Genomic DNA, 17,299 nt, shown 5'->3' on the forward strand with positions numbered 1-17,299 from the left:
GCGGGGCGCGCGTTTCTCCGGTACTAGGAGAGGCCGAGGCTCCGCTTGAGGAATGCGACTTGGAGAAGGAGTAGGTTTTCGGCCACCTGTTCCTGCGGCGTCATATGGGTCACGCCGGACAACGGGAGTACCTCGTGCGGCCGCCCGTCCGCCAGCAGTGCCGAGGAGAATCGCAGGGAATGTGCCACGACCACGTTGTCGTCGGCGAGTCCATGAATGATCATCATTGGCCGGTGCTGATCGGCCGCTTCCACCAGTCCCGCGTCCGTGACCAGGGAATTCCGTACATAGGAGTCCGGATCCTCGTCCGGGTGGCCGAGGTATCGCTCGGTGTAGTGCGTGTCGTAAAGCCGCTGGTCGGTGACGGGCGCGCCCACCACCGCCGCGTGGAAGACGTCCGGGCGGCGCAGCGCGGCCAGTCCGGCGAGAAATCCGCCGAAGGACCAGCCGCGGATGGCCACCCGGTCCAGGTCCAGCGGGAAGCGCTCGGCCAGCGCGTGCAGCGCGTCGACCTGGTCCTCCAGCGTCACCTCCGCGACCCGCCGCGAAATAGCCTTCTCCCAGGCGGGGGAGCGGCCCGGCGTGCCCCGGCCGTCGGCGACCACCACGGCGAACCCCTGGTCGGCGAACCACTGCGAGGTGAGGAAGACGTTGTGCGCCGCCAGCACGCGCTGCGCGTGCGGCCCGCCGTACGGGTCCAGCAGCACCGGCAGCGGCCCGTCCCCCTCCTCGTAACCGGTCGGCAGCAGCACCGCGCACGGGATGTCCCGTTCGCCCGCCGTGGTGAACCGCGGCCGGGCGGTGAGCACCGGCGTCTCGGCGTACGAGGGGATCTCCGCGAGCCGGGTCTCCTTGCCGTCGGCGCTCAGCCGCAGGACCTCCACCTGCGCCCCGGGCCGCTCCGCGCACATGTGCGACACGACCGCCACCTCGCCCACGCGCACCGCGGAGGAGTACGAGGCGTACGGGCGCTCCGTCACCCGCTCCCAGCCGCCCTGGTCGCCGCTGCCGCGGTACCAGGCCCGGTAGACGCCGACGTCGTGCAGGTCTTCGGCGCTCGCCGAGAACAGGACATCTTCCTGGCCGATATCGAGCACCCCGCGCACGTGCAGCGGCGCGGACGTCAGCGGCCGGTCCCCGACGAAGAGCTTGCGCGCGCCGCCCTCGTCGGCGATCCGCACCAGCCGCCGGTCCGGCGTCCAGGCCGGCACGCCCGGATACGGCTCGACCCACACCGGGTCCTCGTCGGCGTGCATCAGGCGGGTCGCGCCGGTCGCGGTGTCGACCGCCAGATACCGCTGGGAGTGCTGGTCACGGGACTGCACCAGGAGCAGCGGCGGGCCGGCGGGGGACCAGTGCACCCGGGCCAGGTACGGGTAGCGCTCGCGGTCCCAGACGACGTCCGTGCGCTCCCCGTCCAGGCCCAGCAGGGCCAGCGTGACCTCGGCGTTGGGGGTGCCGGCCGCCGGGTAGGCGACCTCGGCGGGCGCCTTGTCGGGGTGCGCGGGGTCGGCGATCCACCAGCGCCGTACGGGGGAGTCGTCGACCCGCGCTGCCAGCAGCCGGTCGCTCTCCGGCGACCACCAGAAGCCGCGGTACCGGCTCATCTCCTCGGCCGCGATGAACTCCGCGAGACCCCAGGTCACGCCCGGCCCGTCCGGGGAGGCCAGCGCCCGGTCGCCGTCCGCCGTGCCGTCACCCCCGACGGGCACGACGCGCAGCGCGCCCTCCGCGACGTACGCGACGTACCGGCCGTCGGGGGACGGGCGCGGGTCCACCACCGGGCCGGGAACGGGCAGTTCGCGGCAGGTGCCGGCCCGCAGCTCGGAGACGAACAGCCGTCCGGAGAGGGGGAAGGCGGCCAGTTCCACGGCCGCGTCGGTGGCGTAGCCGACCACGCCGGCCGAGCCCTCACGGGCCCGCTCCCGACGCGCCTTCTCCTGCGGCGACAGTTCCTCGTCGGTGCCGCCCAGCAGCGCCGCCGGGTCCGCGGCCGGGTACTCGCGCCCGGCGTCAAGGTCATGGACCCACAACAGATTCGCCCGATCGGTGCCTGATCGGGAGCGGAGGAAGACGACGCGCGTACCATCCGGCGAGATGCTGAAGCCGCGCGGCACGCCCAGGCTGAAGCGCTGGGTGCGCGCGTGCTGCCGGGGAAATGAGAGCTGTCCGGTCATGGGCCCGAGCGTAAGGGCCATGGGGCTCACCGCGGCCGCTCTCGTCAAGATCGTGTGCGCCCCCACTCTGCACCCGTGCACCTGCATATGCGTGCGCGCCGATAGTTATGATCGCTGAGGCGTGTGGGTATGGAGCCATTGGCCAAAGGGCCGAGGCCGTACCTGCCCAATCCCGTTCCGTCCATGCGTACTTGGAGGTGACCGCCGTGGCACTCTCGATTTCGGCGGTGGTGCTGCTGGCGATCATCGTCTTCCTGCTGGTGAAGAAGTCAGGCTTGAAGGCGGGCCACGCAGTCGTGTGCATCTTGCTCGGCTTCTACATCGCGAGCTCGACGATCGCACCCACCATCAGAGAGCTGACGACCAACATCGCCGGGATGATCGGCGGCATCAAGTTCTGAGCCGGCCGCGGCCGCCTCGGCGGCCGTGACGTGCGCTACCGGGCCCGACCGGGTGGATCATCCGGTCGGGTTCCCCGTGCCGCACGTACGGCTCGTACGCTGTCCCCATGTCCGACCTTCCCGCCCGCCGTCTGCTGCTGGTGCACGCGCACCCGGACGACGAGTCGATCAACAACGGCGCCACCATGGCCAAGTACGCGGCCGAGGGCGCCCTCGTCACGCTGGTGACCTGCACTCTCGGCGAGGAGGGCGAGGTCATCCCGCCGCACCTCGCGCATCTGGCCGCCGACAAGGACGACGTGCTCGGCCCGTACCGCAGCGGCGAACTGGCCGCCGCCATGGCCGAGCTGGGTGTCACCGACCACCGCCTGCTCGGCGCTCCGGGCCGCTACCGCGACTCCGGGATGATGGGCGCGCCCCAGAACGACCGCCCGGACGCCTTCTGGCAGGCCGACCTGGACACGGCCGCCGGCGACCTGGTCGCGGTGGTCCGCGAGGTGCGCCCGCAGGTCCTGGTCACCTACGACCCGGACGGCGGCTACGGCCACCCCGACCACATCCAGGCCCACCGGGTCGCGATGCGCGCCGCCGACCTGGCCGCCGACCCCGCCTTCCGGCCGGAGCTCGGCGCGGCCCACGCGATCGAGAAGGTCTACTGGAACTGCAACCCGCGCTCCGTCGTCGAGGAGGGCTTCGAGCGGCTGCGCGCGGCAGGGCTGTCCTTCCCCGGCGTCGCCGAGGTGGACGACGTCCCCGGAGTGGTGCCGGACGACCAGGTCACCGCCTCGATCGCGGCCGCGCCCGAGCACGGCGCGGCCAAGGCCGCGGCGATGCGCGCGCACGTCACCCAGATCGCCGTGGACGGCCCCTTCTTCGCGCTCTCCAACGATCTCGGCCAGCCGCTGCTGGGCGACGAGCACTACCGCCTCGTGCGCGGCACGCCCGGCGCGCGGGACGGTGCACGCGAGGACGACCTCTTCGCAGGTGTACGGACGCAGGACGGGCCGGAGACGGCCGCGGACACGAGGGAGACGGCGCGATGAGCGGCAACGAAGGGGCGGACAGGCGCAGCCGGGCGTCCGGCAGCGGCGCCGGGGCGGGCGCGGCCGAGACGCCGCGGCAGCCGGAGACGGCTCCCGGCGGCGTACTGAAGGCCGGGCTGTACGTGCTCCTGGCCGTCCTCGGCGTGCTGGTCGCGGTGGCCGGGGCGCTGATCCAGGGGGCGTGGTTCCCCGGCGGCCTGCTGCTCGCGCTGGCGGGCGCCGCGGCGCTGTTCACCGGGGGCGCGCGGGCGGCCGTCTCGGTCGTCGGGGCGCTGGCCCCGGCCGCCGCCTGGCTGGTGACGGTGATCGCGCTCAGCACGACGCGAGCCGAGGGCGACTTCGTCTTCGGCGCCGGGCTGGGGGCCTACGCCTTCCTGCTGGGCGGCATCGCCGTCGCTGTGATCTGTACCACGGCATCCATGGGTCGCCCGTCGCACCTGGGTGCGGTACGACGTGGCATGTGACGGGCCGTCCGAGGCCCTTGTTCGGCGGCGCGGGCAGGCGTCCGTACGGGGAGCGTTCCGCCGCACCCCGGATCCCCGCCCGCGCCGGACAGTATGGTGGTGCGCGCCGCCGAGCCGCCCAAGCACGTCGATGACGAGCGGCGGAGCCAACCGGGAGATCCTGCTTTGAGTCGTGAATCTGACACTTCGTCCTCCGGGCCCCAGGGGCGCGGCGCTGCCGCCTACCCCTCGGGTACCCCGCCGTACGGAACCCGCCAGGGCGACGCCGACGAGGCGGTAGCAGCGCGGCCGGAGGAGCCCAGGACCGAGACCACGCTGACCACCCGCATCAAGATCAATATCCCGGGGTCGCGGCCGATCCCGCCGGTCGTGGTGCGCAAGCCGGTCGGCGAGGACACCGCTGCGAACGGCACTGACGGGGCCGGTGGCGGCCACGGCGGCGCCGGCCGGAACGCGGAGCGCACCGGCAGCACGCCGCGGCCCCGGCCGCAGGCCGCGCCGCCCGCGCCCGCCGCGTCCGCCGAGAACGCGCCCGAGGAGCGGCAGGAGCCCGCGGCCCCGACCAGTACGAGCGACTGGTTCGCGCCGCGCCGGCCCAAGCGCCCGGCGGCCGGCCAGGCCCCCGCGGCGCAGGGCGGCACCCCGCCCGCCGGCGGCCAGGGCTCCGGCAGCGGGCAGTTCCCGCAGCGCCCGGCCGGCGGCGGCCGCCCCGGGCAGTCCGCGCCCGGCCAGGACTCCGTCCTGCCGTACTTCTCCGACGGCCCGGCGGCGCCCGGTGGCGGCGGCCCGGCGGGCCCCGGAGGCACCGCGCCCGGCACGCCCGGCCCGTCGGGACCGACGACCGGCCCTGCCAGCGGCGACCTCTCCTTCCCCGGGGCCGGACCCGCGGACGGCGGCGGCCGGCCGCGCTCCGGGCTGGAGGCGCTGGCGGCGGGCGAGACGCTGCCGCCCTCCGGACCCACTGGACGCACCGCCGAGCGGCCCGGCGGCGCGCGCTCCGGCTCCGACGACTGGCCGGCCGACGACTGGCCGCGCGACGACTGGCCCGCCGGCCCGCTCCACGGAGGCGGGCTCACCGGGGGCGCCACCCCGCCGCCCCTGAGCGACGACACCGCCGAACTGACCCCGCAGCCGGGGCAGCGCGCGGGCGCCGTGGGCCCGGTCACCGGCACGGACAACCGCACCTCCAGCGACACGCTCGTCAGCGGCATCCCCACGGTGCCCGCCGACAGCGCGGCGCCGGCTCCGCCTCGCGGGGACCGTCCGGGTCCCTCCGACGCGTCCGCGGCGCCGAAGCCCCCGCAGCGCGCGAAGATCCCCGAGCCGATCAACCCGCGCAAGAAGGGCCGTAACAAGCTCGTCCTCGCGTTCGGCGGCATCGTCGTGCTCGCGGGCGTCGCCTACGGCGCCGGGCTGCTGCTGGACCACTCCGACGTGCCCGGCGGCACCACCGCGCTCGGCGTGGACATCGGCGGCACGACCAAGGAACAGGCCGTCGAGAAGCTCGACGCGGCCCTGAAGGACACCAGGACCGCGCCGCTGAAGCTGACCGTCGACGGGCAGCCGCAGACCCTGCTGCCCGCCAAGGCGGGCCTGGACATCGACACCCAGGCCACCGTCCGGGCCGCGGCGGGCCGCGACTACAACCCGGTCTCGGTCATCGGCTCGCTGTTCGGCGGTGCCCGTACGGCCGAGCCCGCGATGATCGTCGACGACGAGAAGCTGGACATCGCGCTGAAGGCGGTGGCGGGCGAGCAGGGCGCGGCCAAGGACGGCGGCATAGTCTTCACTGCAGGCAAGGCCGTCCCGCACTACGGCAAGCCGTACAAGTCGATCGACGTCGCGGCCGCCAAGCAGGAGGTCACCACGGCGTACCAGGAGCGGCTCGCCGGCACCGAGGGGCAGCCCGTCGCCCTGAAGACCAGCATGCAGCGGCCGACGGTCCCGGACGCCGAGGTGAACCGTGCCCTGAAGGACTTCGCCAAGCCGGCGATGTCCGGGCTGATCACGGTGCGGACGGACGCCCGGCACACGGTGTCCTTCAGCCCCGAGAAGTCGATCCCGAAGTTCCTCTCCATGAAGCCCGTCAACGGCAAGCTGGTGGAGTACTACGACCGGCCCGCCCTGAAGTCCCTCTACGGCGACACGTTCAAGGGCGTCATGGTCACCAAGGGCGACGGCTCGAAGAAGCCGGTCAGCGTCGAGGAGGTCGCGGGCGCCGTCAGCCAGGCGCTGCGCGGCGCCACCCCGGCCCAGCGGGTCGTCACCATCCCGACGAACCCGAGCTGACCTGAGGCGACGACGCGAAGGCCCCCACGGCACGCCCGTGGGGGCCTTCCCGTACTGCCCGCGAATGTCCCCCGGCGACGGGACCTTCGCCCCTGCAGGGCGGCGGCCGGCGGGCGCATGCTGGTGAGTGCCATGCCTTTCACGCGCCTGAAGCACTCCGGCCGCCGGAGAGCACTGCTCCTGATCGCCGTGTTGGTCCTGCTCGCGCTGGCGGACTGGGCCACAGGCCCGCAGGTGCGCATCATCTCCTTCGCCGGCGTCGTACCGATGTTCGCTGCGCTGCGCTGCTCCGCCCGCTGGACCGCCGCGGTGACGGTCACGTTCGTCGCCGCGAGCGCCTGGATCTACTCGCTGAACTTCGTGGACTGGACCCTGTCCGGCTCCCTCGTGGGGATCGTCGGCACCCTCGTGGTCGCCGCCTTCGCCCTGGGGCTGTGCCACAACCGGCGGCGGCGCGACGAGGTGTACTCCCGTACCCGGCTGGTCGCCGACGAGGTGCAGCGGGCCATGCTGCACGAGTTGCCGCTGCGCGCCGGACGGTACGGCGTCGCCGGCTTCTACGTCTCCGCGCTGGAGGGCGCCCGGGTCGGCGGCGACATCTACGAGGCGGTCGAGACGCCGTACGGCATCCGGCTGGTCATCGGCGACGTGCAGGGCAAGGGCATGCCGGCCATCGGCGCGGGCCACGAGGCGCTGGCCTCCTTCCGCGAGGCCGCGCACTACGAGGCGACGCTGGAGGGGGTCGCCGAGCGCATGGAGGCGTCCCTGAAGCGCCACAATGCGCGTGCGGTCGCGCAGGGCGGCAAGGAGCGCTTCGTGACGGCGCTGCTCATGGAGGTCAGCCCCGAGGGCCGCGGCCGCTCGCTGTCCTGCGGGCACATCCCGTACTACGTCGTCCGCGGCGACACCGTCACCGAGCGCGACGAGGGCCACTGGCTGCCGCTCGGCCTGGGTGACCTGACCGGTGAGCGCCGCCGCGCCTTCGACGCGTGGCCGCTGGACGAGGACTGGGCCGTGCTGTGCACCGACGGCGTGACCGAGGCCCGCGGCCCGGACGGCACGTTCTACCCGCTGAGCGAGCGGCTGGCCGGCTGGACCGGGCTCGGCCCGGCCGAGCTGGCCGCGGCCCTCCGCGCCGACCTGGAGGGCTTCACGGACGGGGCGCTGCGGGACGACGCGACCGTACTGGTCGTCCGGCGCAGCCCGGACAGCGCACCGCTGCGGCCGGCGGCGGACGGCCCGGAGAGGGGCCGACAGGCCGTCCCGGCCCGCCCCCTCCACTGACCGCACTCAGTTCAGCATCGCCCGGGCCGCCGCCGCCTGCCGGCGGACCGTTTCGGCGGCCGCCGGGTCCACCGCCTCCACCACCGTCGCGTACTCCTCCAGCTCCGCCGCGCCGCGCACGAAGTCGCCCCGCTCCACCAGCACCTTGGCGTGCTCGTGCCGCAGCCGTGCCGGATGGCTCGGCAGCAGCAGCGACAGCTCGATCGCCCACAGCCGTACGTCGCTGCGCTCGGGGCGGGCCGCCGCCCAGGCCCTGATGTTGTTCAGGACCCGCAGGACGGTCTCCAGGGGATCGGCGGGCGCCAGCATCTGCGGCGTCAGCGGCTCGCCGGTCGCGCCCGCGACCAGCAGCCCGGCGTCCTCGTCGGTCAGGATCCGCCCGCCGTCGAACGGGTCCACCAGGACGTGCGCGCCGTACGGGTCGCCGAACCCGACGACGTAGTGCCCGGGCAGCGCCACGCCGTACACCGGTGCACCGGCCCGCCGGGCGACCTCCGTCCACACCACGGACAGCAGGATCGGCAGCCCGCGGCGGCGCCGCAGCACCTCGTGGAGCAGCGAGGACTCCAGCCGCTGGTAGTCGGCGGGCAGGCCGTGGAAGCCGCAGCGGTGGCCGAGCAGCTCGGCGACGTTACGGGCCCAGGCGCGCGGGCCGCCGGCCGGCTGGTACGGCAGCAGGCCCGCCAGCCGGTCCAGCTCGATCTGCGCGGCGTCCAGGGCGGGCTCGTCCAGCCCCGGATCGGCCTCCGCGGCCAGCAGCAGGCACAGCAGTGTCAGGTCGGGGCGCTTCTCGCGCGCGGCCGCGGCGAACCGTTCCCGCCGTGCGGCGGCGTCGCGTCCGGGCTCGGGGTCGGGGTGCATGTCAGGTCCGTACCCGTTCAGCGCGGGCCGTCCTGCGGGGCGCGCCGGTAGTGGTAGTGGTGGTGATCGGTGAAGCCGAGGCCGTCGTACAGCGCCCTGGCCCCGGCATTGTCCGCCTCGACCTGCAGGTATGCCGCCGAGGCGCCCTCCTGGAGCGCCCGCTCGGTGAGCGCGGCCATCACCAGCGTGGCCAGCCCCTGCCGGCGGTGCGCCGGGGCGGCCTCCACGGCGGCGAAGCCCGCCCAGCGGCCGTCGATGACCACTCGTCCGATGGCGGCGGGCCCGTCCTCGCCCGGCACCGTCGCGAACCACACGGAAGGCCCGCCGGTCAGTACCTTTACCGCCTCGGGCGGCGCGTCGGCGCTCCGGTTGTACACCGACATCCAGCCCTCGTCCGGTTCCCGGGAGAGCCGTACCCGGCCGGTGTCCGCGTCGGTGTCGGCCAGCGGGGCGAGCGCGCCGACGCGTACGACGGTGGGTGCTTCGGCCGTCCAGCCGCGCCGCTCCAGCTCGGCGGCGAGCAGCTCGTCACTGCCGGCCGCGCCGGTGGACACGACGACGTACGGGGGCAGGCCGCGCGCTGCGTACCAGGCGCGGACGCGGTCCAGCGCGGCGTCCAGCGGAACGCCGGGGTCACCGACCGGCAGCGCGGAATTAGCCCGCTTCGTGAACCCGGCGGCAGCCCTGAGCGTCCATTCCCCGAGCCGTTCCGTCTCGACAGCCGGCCACCCGCGCGCGGCGACCTCCGTGAGCTCCCGGGCGCTCGTCGCGGGGCCTCTCCGGCGGGCCGGTGCGGCGGGGACCACCTTGCCCGCGACCAGCGCGCTCTCCATGATCCGCACCTCCTCACCGGTCCGTCGTGTGATGCTCAGCACACCATCGTCCCACGATGTGAGAACGCCGACCGTGTCGGTGAATCGCTCCGTGGACGTGCCGGGCTCGGCGAGCCTGCGTACCGATACCCTTTTCCCCACGTCAGCAGGGGTGATGGCGACCTCCAGTCGTCCGCCCGTGGTGAATTCCACAGCTGTGCCCGCCCCTCTTGTTCGTCTCGTGCCCGGGACCGGAGATACTAGGTGCGGGCATCGACGACGCCGCGCTCCCGCGCGCCCTGAGGCGGCCGCCCCAAAGACGGTCCGCCGGCCCTAACGAGGAGGAACGACAGCGTGACCTACGTCATCGCGCAGCCTTGTGTCGACGTCAAGGACAAGGCGTGCATCGAGGAGTGCCCGGTCGACTGCATCTACGAGGGCTCCCGGTCCTTGTACATCCACCCGGACGAATGCGTCGACTGCGGCGCCTGTGAGCCGGTCTGCCCGGTCGAGGCCATCTTCTACGAGGATGACACCCCGGAGGAGTGGAAGGACTACTACAAGGCGAACGTCGAGTTCTTCGACGAGCTGGGCTCCCCCGGTGGTGCGTCGAAGCTGGGCCTGATCGAAAAGGACCACCCCTTCATCGCCGCCCTGCCGCCGCAGAACCAGTAAGCGGCAGGCCCAAGCGCCGCTCCGGTCCCGTACGGCCTGCACCGCCGTACGGGACCGAGCCGTTCCCCGACACGTACGAAAGAAGAGCAACGTGGGCGCAGTATCCGCACGCCTCCCCGTCTTTCCCTGGGACCGGCTGGAGCCCTACAAGGCGACGGCCGCCGCGCATGCCGACGGCATCGTGGACCTGTCCGTGGGGACCCCGGTCGACCCGGTGCCGCCGCTGATCCGGAAGGCGCTCGCCGACGCGTCGGACAGCCCGGGCTATCCGACCGTGTGGGGCACGCCGGCGCTGCGCGACGCGCTCACCGGCTGGGCGGGCCGCCGCCTCGGCGCCGCGGGCCTGGACCACACCAACGTGCTTCCCGTCGTCGGCTCCAAGGAGCTGGTCGCCTGGCTGCCCACCCAGCTCGGCCTGGGCGCCGGCGACAAGGTCGCCTACCCGCGCCTGGCGTACCCGACGTACGAGGTCGGTGCGCGGCTGGCGGGCGCCGAGCCGGTCGTCTACGACGACCCCACGGAGCTGGACCCCACCGGCCTGAAGCTGCTCTGGCTCAACTCCCCGTCCAACCCCACCGGACGCGTGCTGAGCGCCGACGAGCTGCGCCGCACGGTCTCCTGGGCCCGCGAGCACGGCGTACTGATCTTCAGCGACGAGTGCTACCTGGAGCTGGGCTGGGAGGCCGACCCGGTCTCCGTACTGCACCCGGCGGTCAACGGCGGATCGTACGACGGCCTGGTCGCCGTGCACTCGCTCTCCAAGCGCTCCAACCTGGCGGGCTACCGCGCGGCCTTCCTGGCCGGTGACGCCGCGGTCCTCGGCGAGCTGCTGCAGATCCGCAAGCACGGCGGCATGATGGTCGCGGCGCCCGTGCAGGCTGCCACGATCGCGGCGCTGGGCGACACCGAGCACGTCGCCGAGCAGCGCGAGCGCTACGCCCGCCGCCGTACCGCGCTGCGCGCGGCCTTCGAGGCCGCGGGCTTCCGCATCGAGCACAGCGAGGCGTCGCTGTACCTGTGGGCGACCCGCGACGAGCCCTGCTGGGACACCGTCGGCGATCTCTCCAAGCGCGGCATCCTCGTCGCGCCGGGTGATTTCTACGGCCCGGCGGGCGGGCAGTTCGTGCGGATCGCGTTCACGGCCACCGACGAGCGGGTGGACGCGGCGGTCCGGCGGCTCGCCGAGTAGCGCATCGGCCCGATACGCGCGAGGGCCCCGGGAGCAGCCGCTCCCGGGGCCCTCGCGCGTCCGGCGGGGGTGTCAGCCGCCCAGGCCGCCCAGGCCGCCGAGCAGGCCCGTGACCGGCAGGCCGCCCAGGCTGTCGGTCGGCAGGCCCTTGGTCACCGGAAGCTGCCCGAGCAGCTCGCCCGCGGGAAGCTGCTCCGCGAGCGGCAGGTCCTTGGTGAGTCCGTCGGTGGGCAGCGACCGGGTGGTCTCGCCGACGGCGTCCTTGGTGTCGCCCGTGACGTGACCGGTGGTCTTCTTGGCGGTGGGGCTGAGCTTGCGCAGCGTCTCGTTGCCGGTGCGGCCGGCCTCCGGGACGGCCTCCTTCACGGCCTCACCGGCGACCGGGCCGGCCACGGCGCTGGTGTTCTCCAGGGCGTTGCCGGCGGTCTCGGTGACGCTCGACGGGTCCACCTTGGTCAGTCCACCCAGGTCGGCGGCCTTGGGCAGGTCCACGGCGCTCGCGGAGCCGGCGGCGCCGACCACGGGAGCTGCGCCCGCTGCGACCAGCAGCGCGGCCCGGGCGATCCGACGCGTAAGGGGGAGGGACATGGTGCTCCTTTGACGGAGAGGGACTTGTTCTTCTGTGCGGACGTGCGGTGCCCGCCGGGCGGCGGCAGTCGACTGCCGGGCGGACGCAGTGAATACCGCGCCAGAGCCCCGAAGGTTGCGGTGCGCCCCGGTAAAGAATTGGTAACGCATCGCATTATCTGTTTCGGATGAAAGTGGGCGAAATTCGTACGTCCGGAGGAGGTGAAAGAACGTCACACCTCTGCCGCCCCAAGGGAGTTACGGGTCAGTGGCAGGGGTGAGGAAAACTCCGGGAATTGTCGACCTGGATTGACGCCATTCCCACTGTCGAGGGAATACCCGGACTACTGCGCGGTGGTGATCCGAACATCTGTCGGCGCAGTGTCACCGGAATCGCCGGACACCTTCTGCCAGCCATTCCCGGAATCCGCCGCGGGCCACCGGCGATCGCCGTAAGAGATGCGTTCGATGCGCAACTCCGACGCGTGCGCCACCGCCCAGGCCGCCAGCTGCCAGCCGCGCTGCCGCGCCGTCGTGCCCGCGCCGTCCGTCACCGGCACCGTGAGCGTGCGGCCGGCCGCCGCCCGGTCGGCCATGACGGCCCGCGGCAGCACCTCGGGCCCGAACTCCCGCACCAGCTTCTCGCGTACCTGCTCAGTGCCGCCCGGCGCGTTCTCGGCGGGCCGGCTCTCCGCACAGCTCAGCGCCGCGGGCACGCGCCCGGTCAGCGCGCCGGTCAGCAGCGCCGCGTTCGCCTCGTGCTTGGCGTACGCCTGCGGAAACGCGCTGCGCTGCACCTTCTGTGCCGCGACCGTCAGCGGCAGCCGGGAGTACCCGGGGACCTGCACCAGGTGCTTGTAGAACTCCCCGGCCGCGTAGACCGGGTCCATGATGTCCTCGGCCGTGCCCCAGTCCTGGGAGGGCCGCTGCTGGAAGAGGCCGACGGAGTCGCGGTCCCCGTACTCGATGTTGCGCAGCCCCGACTCCTGCATGGCCGTCGCGAGCGCGATCGTCACCGCGCGCTCCGGCAGCCCGCGCGAGGCGCCCACCGCGGAGATCGTCGCGGCGTTCGCCGCCTGCTCCGGGGAGAGCTCGTACGGATCGCCGCCGCCCTCGGGCTGCACCGTGCAGCGCGGCGCGCCGGGGCCGCCGGTCACGTACTGCACGACGAGGTACGCCGCGAGCGCGAGGAGCACGGCGAAAGCCGCGAACAGGCGTATGAGGCGCTTGCGGCGGACGGGAGCACGCTGGGGACGGCGAAGCACGCGCAATACGGTACTGGAGCGCAGCGGCGGCCCCCTGCGGACCTCCGGGAACGCACGGCCGCGCGCAACAGGGACGCAACCGGCGCCGGGTAGGGTCGGGACCATGGAACGCCCCGCGCAGACCCCCGTACTCGACCTGTCGCTCGACGCCGCGCAGCTCACCGCGGCGCTGGTGGACGTCCCGTCCGTCAGCCGGGACGAGAAAGTCCTCGCGGACGCCGTCGAGACCGCTCTGCGCGCGCTCCCGCACCTGACCGTGGACCGCGACGGCGACACCATCGTGGCGCGCACGAACCTCGGCCGTGCCGAGCGGGTCGTGCTCGCCGGCCACCTCGACACCGTGCCGATCGCGGACAACGTCCCCTCCCGGCTGGACGAGAACGGCGTCCTGTGGGGCTGCGGCACCTCCGACATGAAGTCCGGCGTCGCCGTCCAGCTCCGCGTCGCCGCCACGGTGCCCGAGCCCAACCGCGACCTCACCTTCGTCTTCTACGAGGCCGAGGAGATCGCCGCCGAGCACAACGGCCTGAAGCGGATCGCCGAGCAGCACCCGGACTGGCTGGCGGGCGACTTCGCGGTCCTGCTGGAGCCGTCGAGCAACCAGGTCGAGGGCGGCTGCCAGGGCACCCTGCGGGTCCTGCTGCGCACCGCGGGCGAGCGGGCCCACTCCGCGCGCTCCTGGATGGGCTCCAACGCCATCCACGCCGCGGCCCCGATCCTGGAGCGGCTGGCCGCGTACGAGCCGCGCCGGGCCGTCATCGACGGCCTGGAGTACCGCGAGGGCCTGAACGCCGTCCGTATCGAGGGCGGCGTCGCGGGCAACGTCATCCCCGACGAGTGCACGGTCACGGTCAACTTCCGTTACGCGCCCGACCGCAGCGGCGAGGAGGCCCTCGCCCACGTGCGCGAGGTCTTCGCGGACTGCGACATCGTCGAGTGGACCATCGACGACCACTCGACCGCGGCGCTGCCCGGCCTCTCGCACCCCGCCGCCAAGGCGTTCATCGAGGCGGTCGGCGGTACCCCGATGCCCAAGTTCGGCTGGACGGACGTCTCCCGCTTCTCCGCGCTCGGCGTCCCGGCGGTCAACTACGGCCCGGGCAACGCCCTGCTCGCGCACAAGCGGGACGAGCATGTCGTCGCCGCCGACGTGATCCGCTGCGAGGAGCGGCTGCGGGCCTGGCTGGAGGGCTGAACCGCGGCCCTGCGGGCACGGACATGTGGTGACCGGGATTCCGGTGATCTCGGGTGGTCTGCGCGGGTAGAGGTTCACCGGAGCGCTGCGCGGCGACCGGGGCCACCGGCAGACCGAATTCCGCCGCTCGTCACCTTTGTGCACATACGCTTTACCGGCAACGATCTGTCTTCCGCCGCAGGCGGGAGACCCTGCGGAGGGAGCACACCATGGCCGATCCTGAGGCAGCCGAGCGCGAGACCATGGCAGCCGAGCGCGATCAGCAGCGACTCGGCCCGGTACTGCGCCGCCGCGACCAGGTGCGAGCCGGCACCACCGATCAGCGGCTGCTGGACTCCGAAGGCCCCTCCGAGTGGGTGCACACCGACCCCTGGCGCGTGATGCGCATCCAGTCGGAGTTCGTCGAGGGCTTCGGCGCGCTCGCCGAACTGGGCCCGGCGATCAGCGTCTTCGGGTCCGCCCGTACGCCCCGTGAGTCGCCCGAGTACGAAGTGGGCGTCGGCCTGGGCCGGGCGCTGGTGGAGGCCGGTTTCTCGGTGATCACCGGCGGTGGTCCCGGTGCCATGGAGGCCGCCAACAGGGGCGCGCACGAGGCCGGCGGCACGTCCGTCGGGCTCGGCATCGAGCTGCCCTTCGAGCAGGGCATGAACGAGTACGTGAACCTCGGCGTGGACTTCCGGTACTTCTTCGTGCGCAAGACCTGCTTCGTGAAGTACGCGCGCGGCTTCGTCGTCCTGCCCGGCGGCCTCGGCACGCTGGACGAGCTCTTCGAAGCGCTCACCCTCGTGCAGACCCGTAAGGTCACGCGCTTCCCCATCGTGCTCTTCGGTACGGAGTACTGGGGCGGTCTGGTGGACTGGCTGCGCAACACCCTCATCGACCAGGGCAAGGCGTCCCTGCGCGACCTGGATCTCTTCCACCTCAGCGACGACGTGGACGAGGCGGTCGCGCTGGTCACGAAGGAAGTGGGGCCGGGGCCCTCCCGGTGAGTACGGCGCGGCCCCCGGTCCTCCGGGGGCCGCGGCCCGTCTCAGGCCAGTCCGCGGCGGGTCGCCGCCGGGGCCCGGTGGCCAGCGATGGAGGCGACCATGTCCAGTACCTGCTTGGTCTCGGCGACCTCGTGGACGCGGTAGACCCGGGCGCCCAGCCATGCCGAGACGGCGGTCGTGGCGAGGGTGCCCAGCACCCGCTCCTTGACCGGCTTGTCCAGCGTCTCGCCGACGAAGTCCTTGTTGGACAGCGAGACCAGCACCGGCCATCCGGTGTCCGTCATCTCGCCGAGCCGGCGGGTGGCCTCCAGGCTGTGCCGGGTGTTCTTCCCGAAGTCGTGCCCCGGGTCGATCATGATCCCGTCGCGCCGTACGCCCAGCTCCACGGCGCGGTCCGCGAGCCCGAGGGTGACGTCCAGGATGTCGGCCATCACGTCCTCGTACGTGGTGCGGTGCGGTCGGGTACGCGGCTCGACGCCGCCCGCGTGCGTGCACACCAGGCCCGCGCCGTACCGGGCAGCGACCTCGGCGAGCTTCGGGTCCACGCCGCCCCAGGCATCGTTGAGCAGGTCGGCGCCGGCCTCGCAGACCGCCTCGCCGACCTCGTGCCGCCAGGTGTCGACGCTGATCACCACGTCGGGGTGGCGCTTGCGGACCTCGGCGACGAAGCCGACCGTGCGCCGCGCCTCCTCCTCGGCGGTGACCTCCTCACCCGGGCCGGCCTTGACCCCGCCGATGTCGATGATCGCCGCGCCCTCCGCGACCGCCTGCTCCACGCGGGCGAGCGCGGGCTCGTCCCGGAACGTGGCGCCCCGGTCGTAGAAGGAGTCCGGCGTACGGTTCACGATCGCCATGATCACCGGCTCGTGCGCGCCGAACTCGCGATTCCCCAGCCGCAGCATTTTCCCTACTCCCTCATGGTCGTCCGCCAGTGACCCTAACTGTCAGAGGCACATGGCACGATCAATGGACGACGGAGAGCGTGGGGAGATGGTCGTGTTCTGGTTCTTGCTCATCGCGTTGGTCGCGGTGGTCGCCGTGGTCACGCTCGCCGTGATCGGTGGCGGTGACGGCGGCGCGCTGCGGGAGGCCGAGCCCGAGCGGCTGCACGATCCGCTGCCCGCCGACCGCCCCTGCACCCGGGCGGATGTGGAGGAGGTACGGCTGCCGCCCGCCCTGCGCGGCTATCGGATGACGGACGTGGACGACGTACTGGACCGCCTCGGCGCCGAGCTGGCCGAGCGGGACGCCCGGATCGCCGAGCTGGAGGCGGCCCTGGCGGGGGCGCACGCGGCGGCGATGGGCGAGCGGGGCCCGGTGGCGGACGCGCGCCCGACGGCGCCGGGGGAGGGCGCCGGCCTGCGCAAGCCCACCGGGATACAGGAGCGGGACGGCATAGGAGAGCCGGGCGGCACAGAGGCGCCGGCCGGCCCGCGCGAGACCCCCGAGGGGGGTGCGAGCGCATGAGCGGCGTCCTGACCGAGCCGGACGGCGTGCCGCGCTGCCCCTGGGGCATGGCGGCCGAGTCGATGGCGGACTACCGCACGTACCACGACACCGAGTGGGGCCGCCCGGTCCACGGGGACGACGCCCTGTTCGAGCGGATGTCCCTGGAGGCGTTCCAGTCGGGCCTGTCGTGGATCACGATCCTGCGGCGCCGCGAGGGCTTCCGCGCGGCCTTCGCGGGCTTCCGGATCGCCGAGGTCGCGCGGTTCACGGAGGCGGACGCCGAGCGGCTGCTCGCCGACCCGGGCATCATCCGCAACCGCCTCAAGATCTCCGCGACGCTCGCCAACGCCCGGGTCGCCGCGGAGCTGGCCCCCGGCGAGCTGGACGCCCTGATCTGGTCGTACGCCCCGGACCGCGCGGCCCGTCCGGCGCCCCGCAGCGCCGCTGACGTCCCGCCGGTCACCCCCGAGTCGACCGCGCTCGCCAAGGACCTCAAGAAGCGCGGCTTCCGCTTCGTCGGCCCGACGACGGCGTACGCGATGATGCAGGCGTGCGGGCTGGTCAACGACCACCTCGCCGACTGCCACGTCCGCGGGGAGACGGAGGCGGCACAGACGGCGGCCTAGGCCCCCGTGCGGG

General features: G+C 73.5%; 17 protein-coding genes. 11 read left to right on the plus strand and 6 right to left on the minus strand.

The window, feature by feature from the left end; genetic code table 11:
* Window positions 1-23 precede the first annotated feature (23 nt).
* A complete protein-coding gene (locus tag IG84_RS0133660; protein WP_031065941.1) occupies window positions 24-2,177 on the minus strand; it encodes a S9 family peptidase in 2,154 nt (717 codons plus the stop codon).
* A 206-nt stretch (window positions 2,178-2,383) separates the two neighbouring features.
* On the opposite strand from IG84_RS0133660, the gene IG84_RS0133665 reads away from it, so the two are divergent.
* The 5 genes from IG84_RS0133665 (at window position 2,384) to IG84_RS0133685 (ending at window position 7,658) form a co-directional block, all read left to right on the plus strand.
* Window positions 2,384-2,578, plus strand: a complete 195-nt coding sequence (locus IG84_RS0133665) for a hypothetical protein (protein WP_030264052.1) — start codon at window positions 2,384-2,386, stop codon at window positions 2,576-2,578.
* A gap of 107 nt (window positions 2,579-2,685) precedes the next feature.
* Window positions 2,686-3,621, plus strand: a complete 936-nt coding sequence (gene mshB / locus IG84_RS0133670) for an N-acetyl-1-D-myo-inositol-2-amino-2-deoxy-alpha-D-glucopyranoside deacetylase (protein ID WP_031065945.1) — start codon at window positions 2,686-2,688, stop codon at window positions 3,619-3,621.
* Window positions 3,618-4,085, plus strand: coding sequence for a DUF6113 family protein (locus IG84_RS0133675; RefSeq protein ID WP_245659695.1), 468 nt, complete (start codon window positions 3,618-3,620; stop codon window positions 4,083-4,085). The genes mshB and IG84_RS0133675 overlap by 4 nt, the downstream gene beginning before the upstream one ends.
* 165 nt (window positions 4,086-4,250) lie before the next feature.
* Complete coding sequence (locus IG84_RS0133680; RefSeq protein WP_031065949.1) at window positions 4,251-6,374, plus strand: hypothetical protein; 2,124 nt, start codon at window positions 4,251-4,253, stop codon at window positions 6,372-6,374.
* Between the two features lie 132 nt (window positions 6,375-6,506).
* Complete coding sequence (locus IG84_RS0133685; protein WP_051862771.1) at window positions 6,507-7,658, plus strand: PP2C family protein-serine/threonine phosphatase; 1,152 nt, start codon at window positions 6,507-6,509, stop codon at window positions 7,656-7,658.
* A gap of 6 nt (window positions 7,659-7,664) precedes the next feature.
* Here the strand turns inward: IG84_RS0133685 and IG84_RS0133690 are convergent, their stop codons facing one another.
* Window positions 7,665-8,519: a transglutaminase-like and tetratricopeptide repeat-containing protein gene (locus IG84_RS0133690; RefSeq protein WP_031065955.1), complete on the minus strand. Its 855-nt coding sequence runs from the start codon at window positions 8,517-8,519 to the stop codon at window positions 7,665-7,667.
* A gap of 17 nt (window positions 8,520-8,536) precedes the next feature.
* A complete protein-coding gene (locus IG84_RS0133695) occupies window positions 8,537-9,544 on the minus strand; it encodes a GNAT family N-acetyltransferase (RefSeq protein ID WP_031065957.1) in 1,008 nt (335 codons plus the stop codon).
* Between the two features lie 141 nt (window positions 9,545-9,685).
* Here IG84_RS0133695 and fdxA point away from each other — a divergent pair, with 141 nt between their 5' ends.
* Window positions 9,686-10,006 carry a ferredoxin gene (gene fdxA, locus IG84_RS0133700; protein WP_030264070.1) on the plus strand — a complete coding sequence of 107 codons (321 nt, stop codon included), beginning with the start codon at window positions 9,686-9,688 and terminating at the stop codon, window positions 10,004-10,006.
* A gap of 91 nt (window positions 10,007-10,097) precedes the next feature.
* Window positions 10,098-11,195 (plus strand): succinyldiaminopimelate transaminase, encoded by a 1,098-nt coding sequence (gene dapC / locus IG84_RS0133705; RefSeq protein WP_031065960.1) that lies wholly within the window; start codon window positions 10,098-10,100, stop codon window positions 11,193-11,195.
* 72 nt (window positions 11,196-11,267) lie between these two features.
* Here dapC and IG84_RS0133710 read toward each other — a convergent pair whose 3' ends face one another.
* Both IG84_RS0133710 and IG84_RS0133715 read right to left on the minus strand, forming a co-directional pair.
* Entirely contained in the window at window positions 11,268-11,783 is a 516-nt protein-coding gene (locus IG84_RS0133710) for a hypothetical protein (RefSeq protein WP_031065962.1), read from the minus strand.
* A gap of 323 nt (window positions 11,784-12,106) precedes the next feature.
* Window positions 12,107-13,027 (minus strand): VldE C-terminal domain-containing protein, encoded by a 921-nt coding sequence (locus tag IG84_RS0133715; RefSeq protein ID WP_031065963.1) that lies wholly within the window; start codon window positions 13,025-13,027, stop codon window positions 12,107-12,109.
* Window positions 13,028-13,130: 103 nt separating this feature from the next.
* Here IG84_RS0133715 and dapE point away from each other — a divergent pair, with 103 nt between their 5' ends.
* The gene (gene dapE, locus IG84_RS0133720) at window positions 13,131-14,222 is read left to right on the plus strand and encodes a succinyl-diaminopimelate desuccinylase (RefSeq protein WP_031065966.1); all 1,092 of its coding nucleotides are present in this window, start codon (window positions 13,131-13,133) and stop codon (window positions 14,220-14,222) included.
* A 209-nt stretch (window positions 14,223-14,431) separates the two neighbouring features.
* Entirely contained in the window at window positions 14,432-15,211 is a 780-nt protein-coding gene (locus IG84_RS0133725; RefSeq protein ID WP_031065969.1) for an LOG family protein, read from the plus strand.
* 41 nt (window positions 15,212-15,252) lie between these two features.
* Here IG84_RS0133725 and folP read toward each other — a convergent pair whose 3' ends face one another.
* Window positions 15,253-16,113 (minus strand): dihydropteroate synthase, encoded by an 861-nt coding sequence (gene folP / locus IG84_RS0133730; protein ID WP_031065972.1) that lies wholly within the window; start codon window positions 16,111-16,113, stop codon window positions 15,253-15,255.
* 94 nt (window positions 16,114-16,207) lie between these two features.
* Here folP and IG84_RS0133735 point away from each other — a divergent pair, with 94 nt between their 5' ends.
* Complete coding sequence (locus tag IG84_RS0133735; RefSeq protein WP_078649755.1) at window positions 16,208-16,678, plus strand: DivIVA domain-containing protein; 471 nt, start codon at window positions 16,208-16,210, stop codon at window positions 16,676-16,678.
* Window positions 16,675-17,286, plus strand: coding sequence for a DNA-3-methyladenine glycosylase I (locus IG84_RS0133740; RefSeq protein ID WP_031065979.1), 612 nt, complete (start codon window positions 16,675-16,677; stop codon window positions 17,284-17,286). Before IG84_RS0133735 ends, IG84_RS0133740 begins: the two co-directional genes overlap by 4 nt.
* Window positions 17,287-17,299: the final 13 nt, after the last annotated feature.

Source organism: Streptomyces ochraceiscleroticus (assembly GCF_000720485.1).
In the GTDB taxonomy this organism is placed as follows: Bacteria; Actinomycetota; Actinomycetes; order Streptomycetales; family Streptomycetaceae; genus Streptomyces; species Streptomyces ochraceiscleroticus.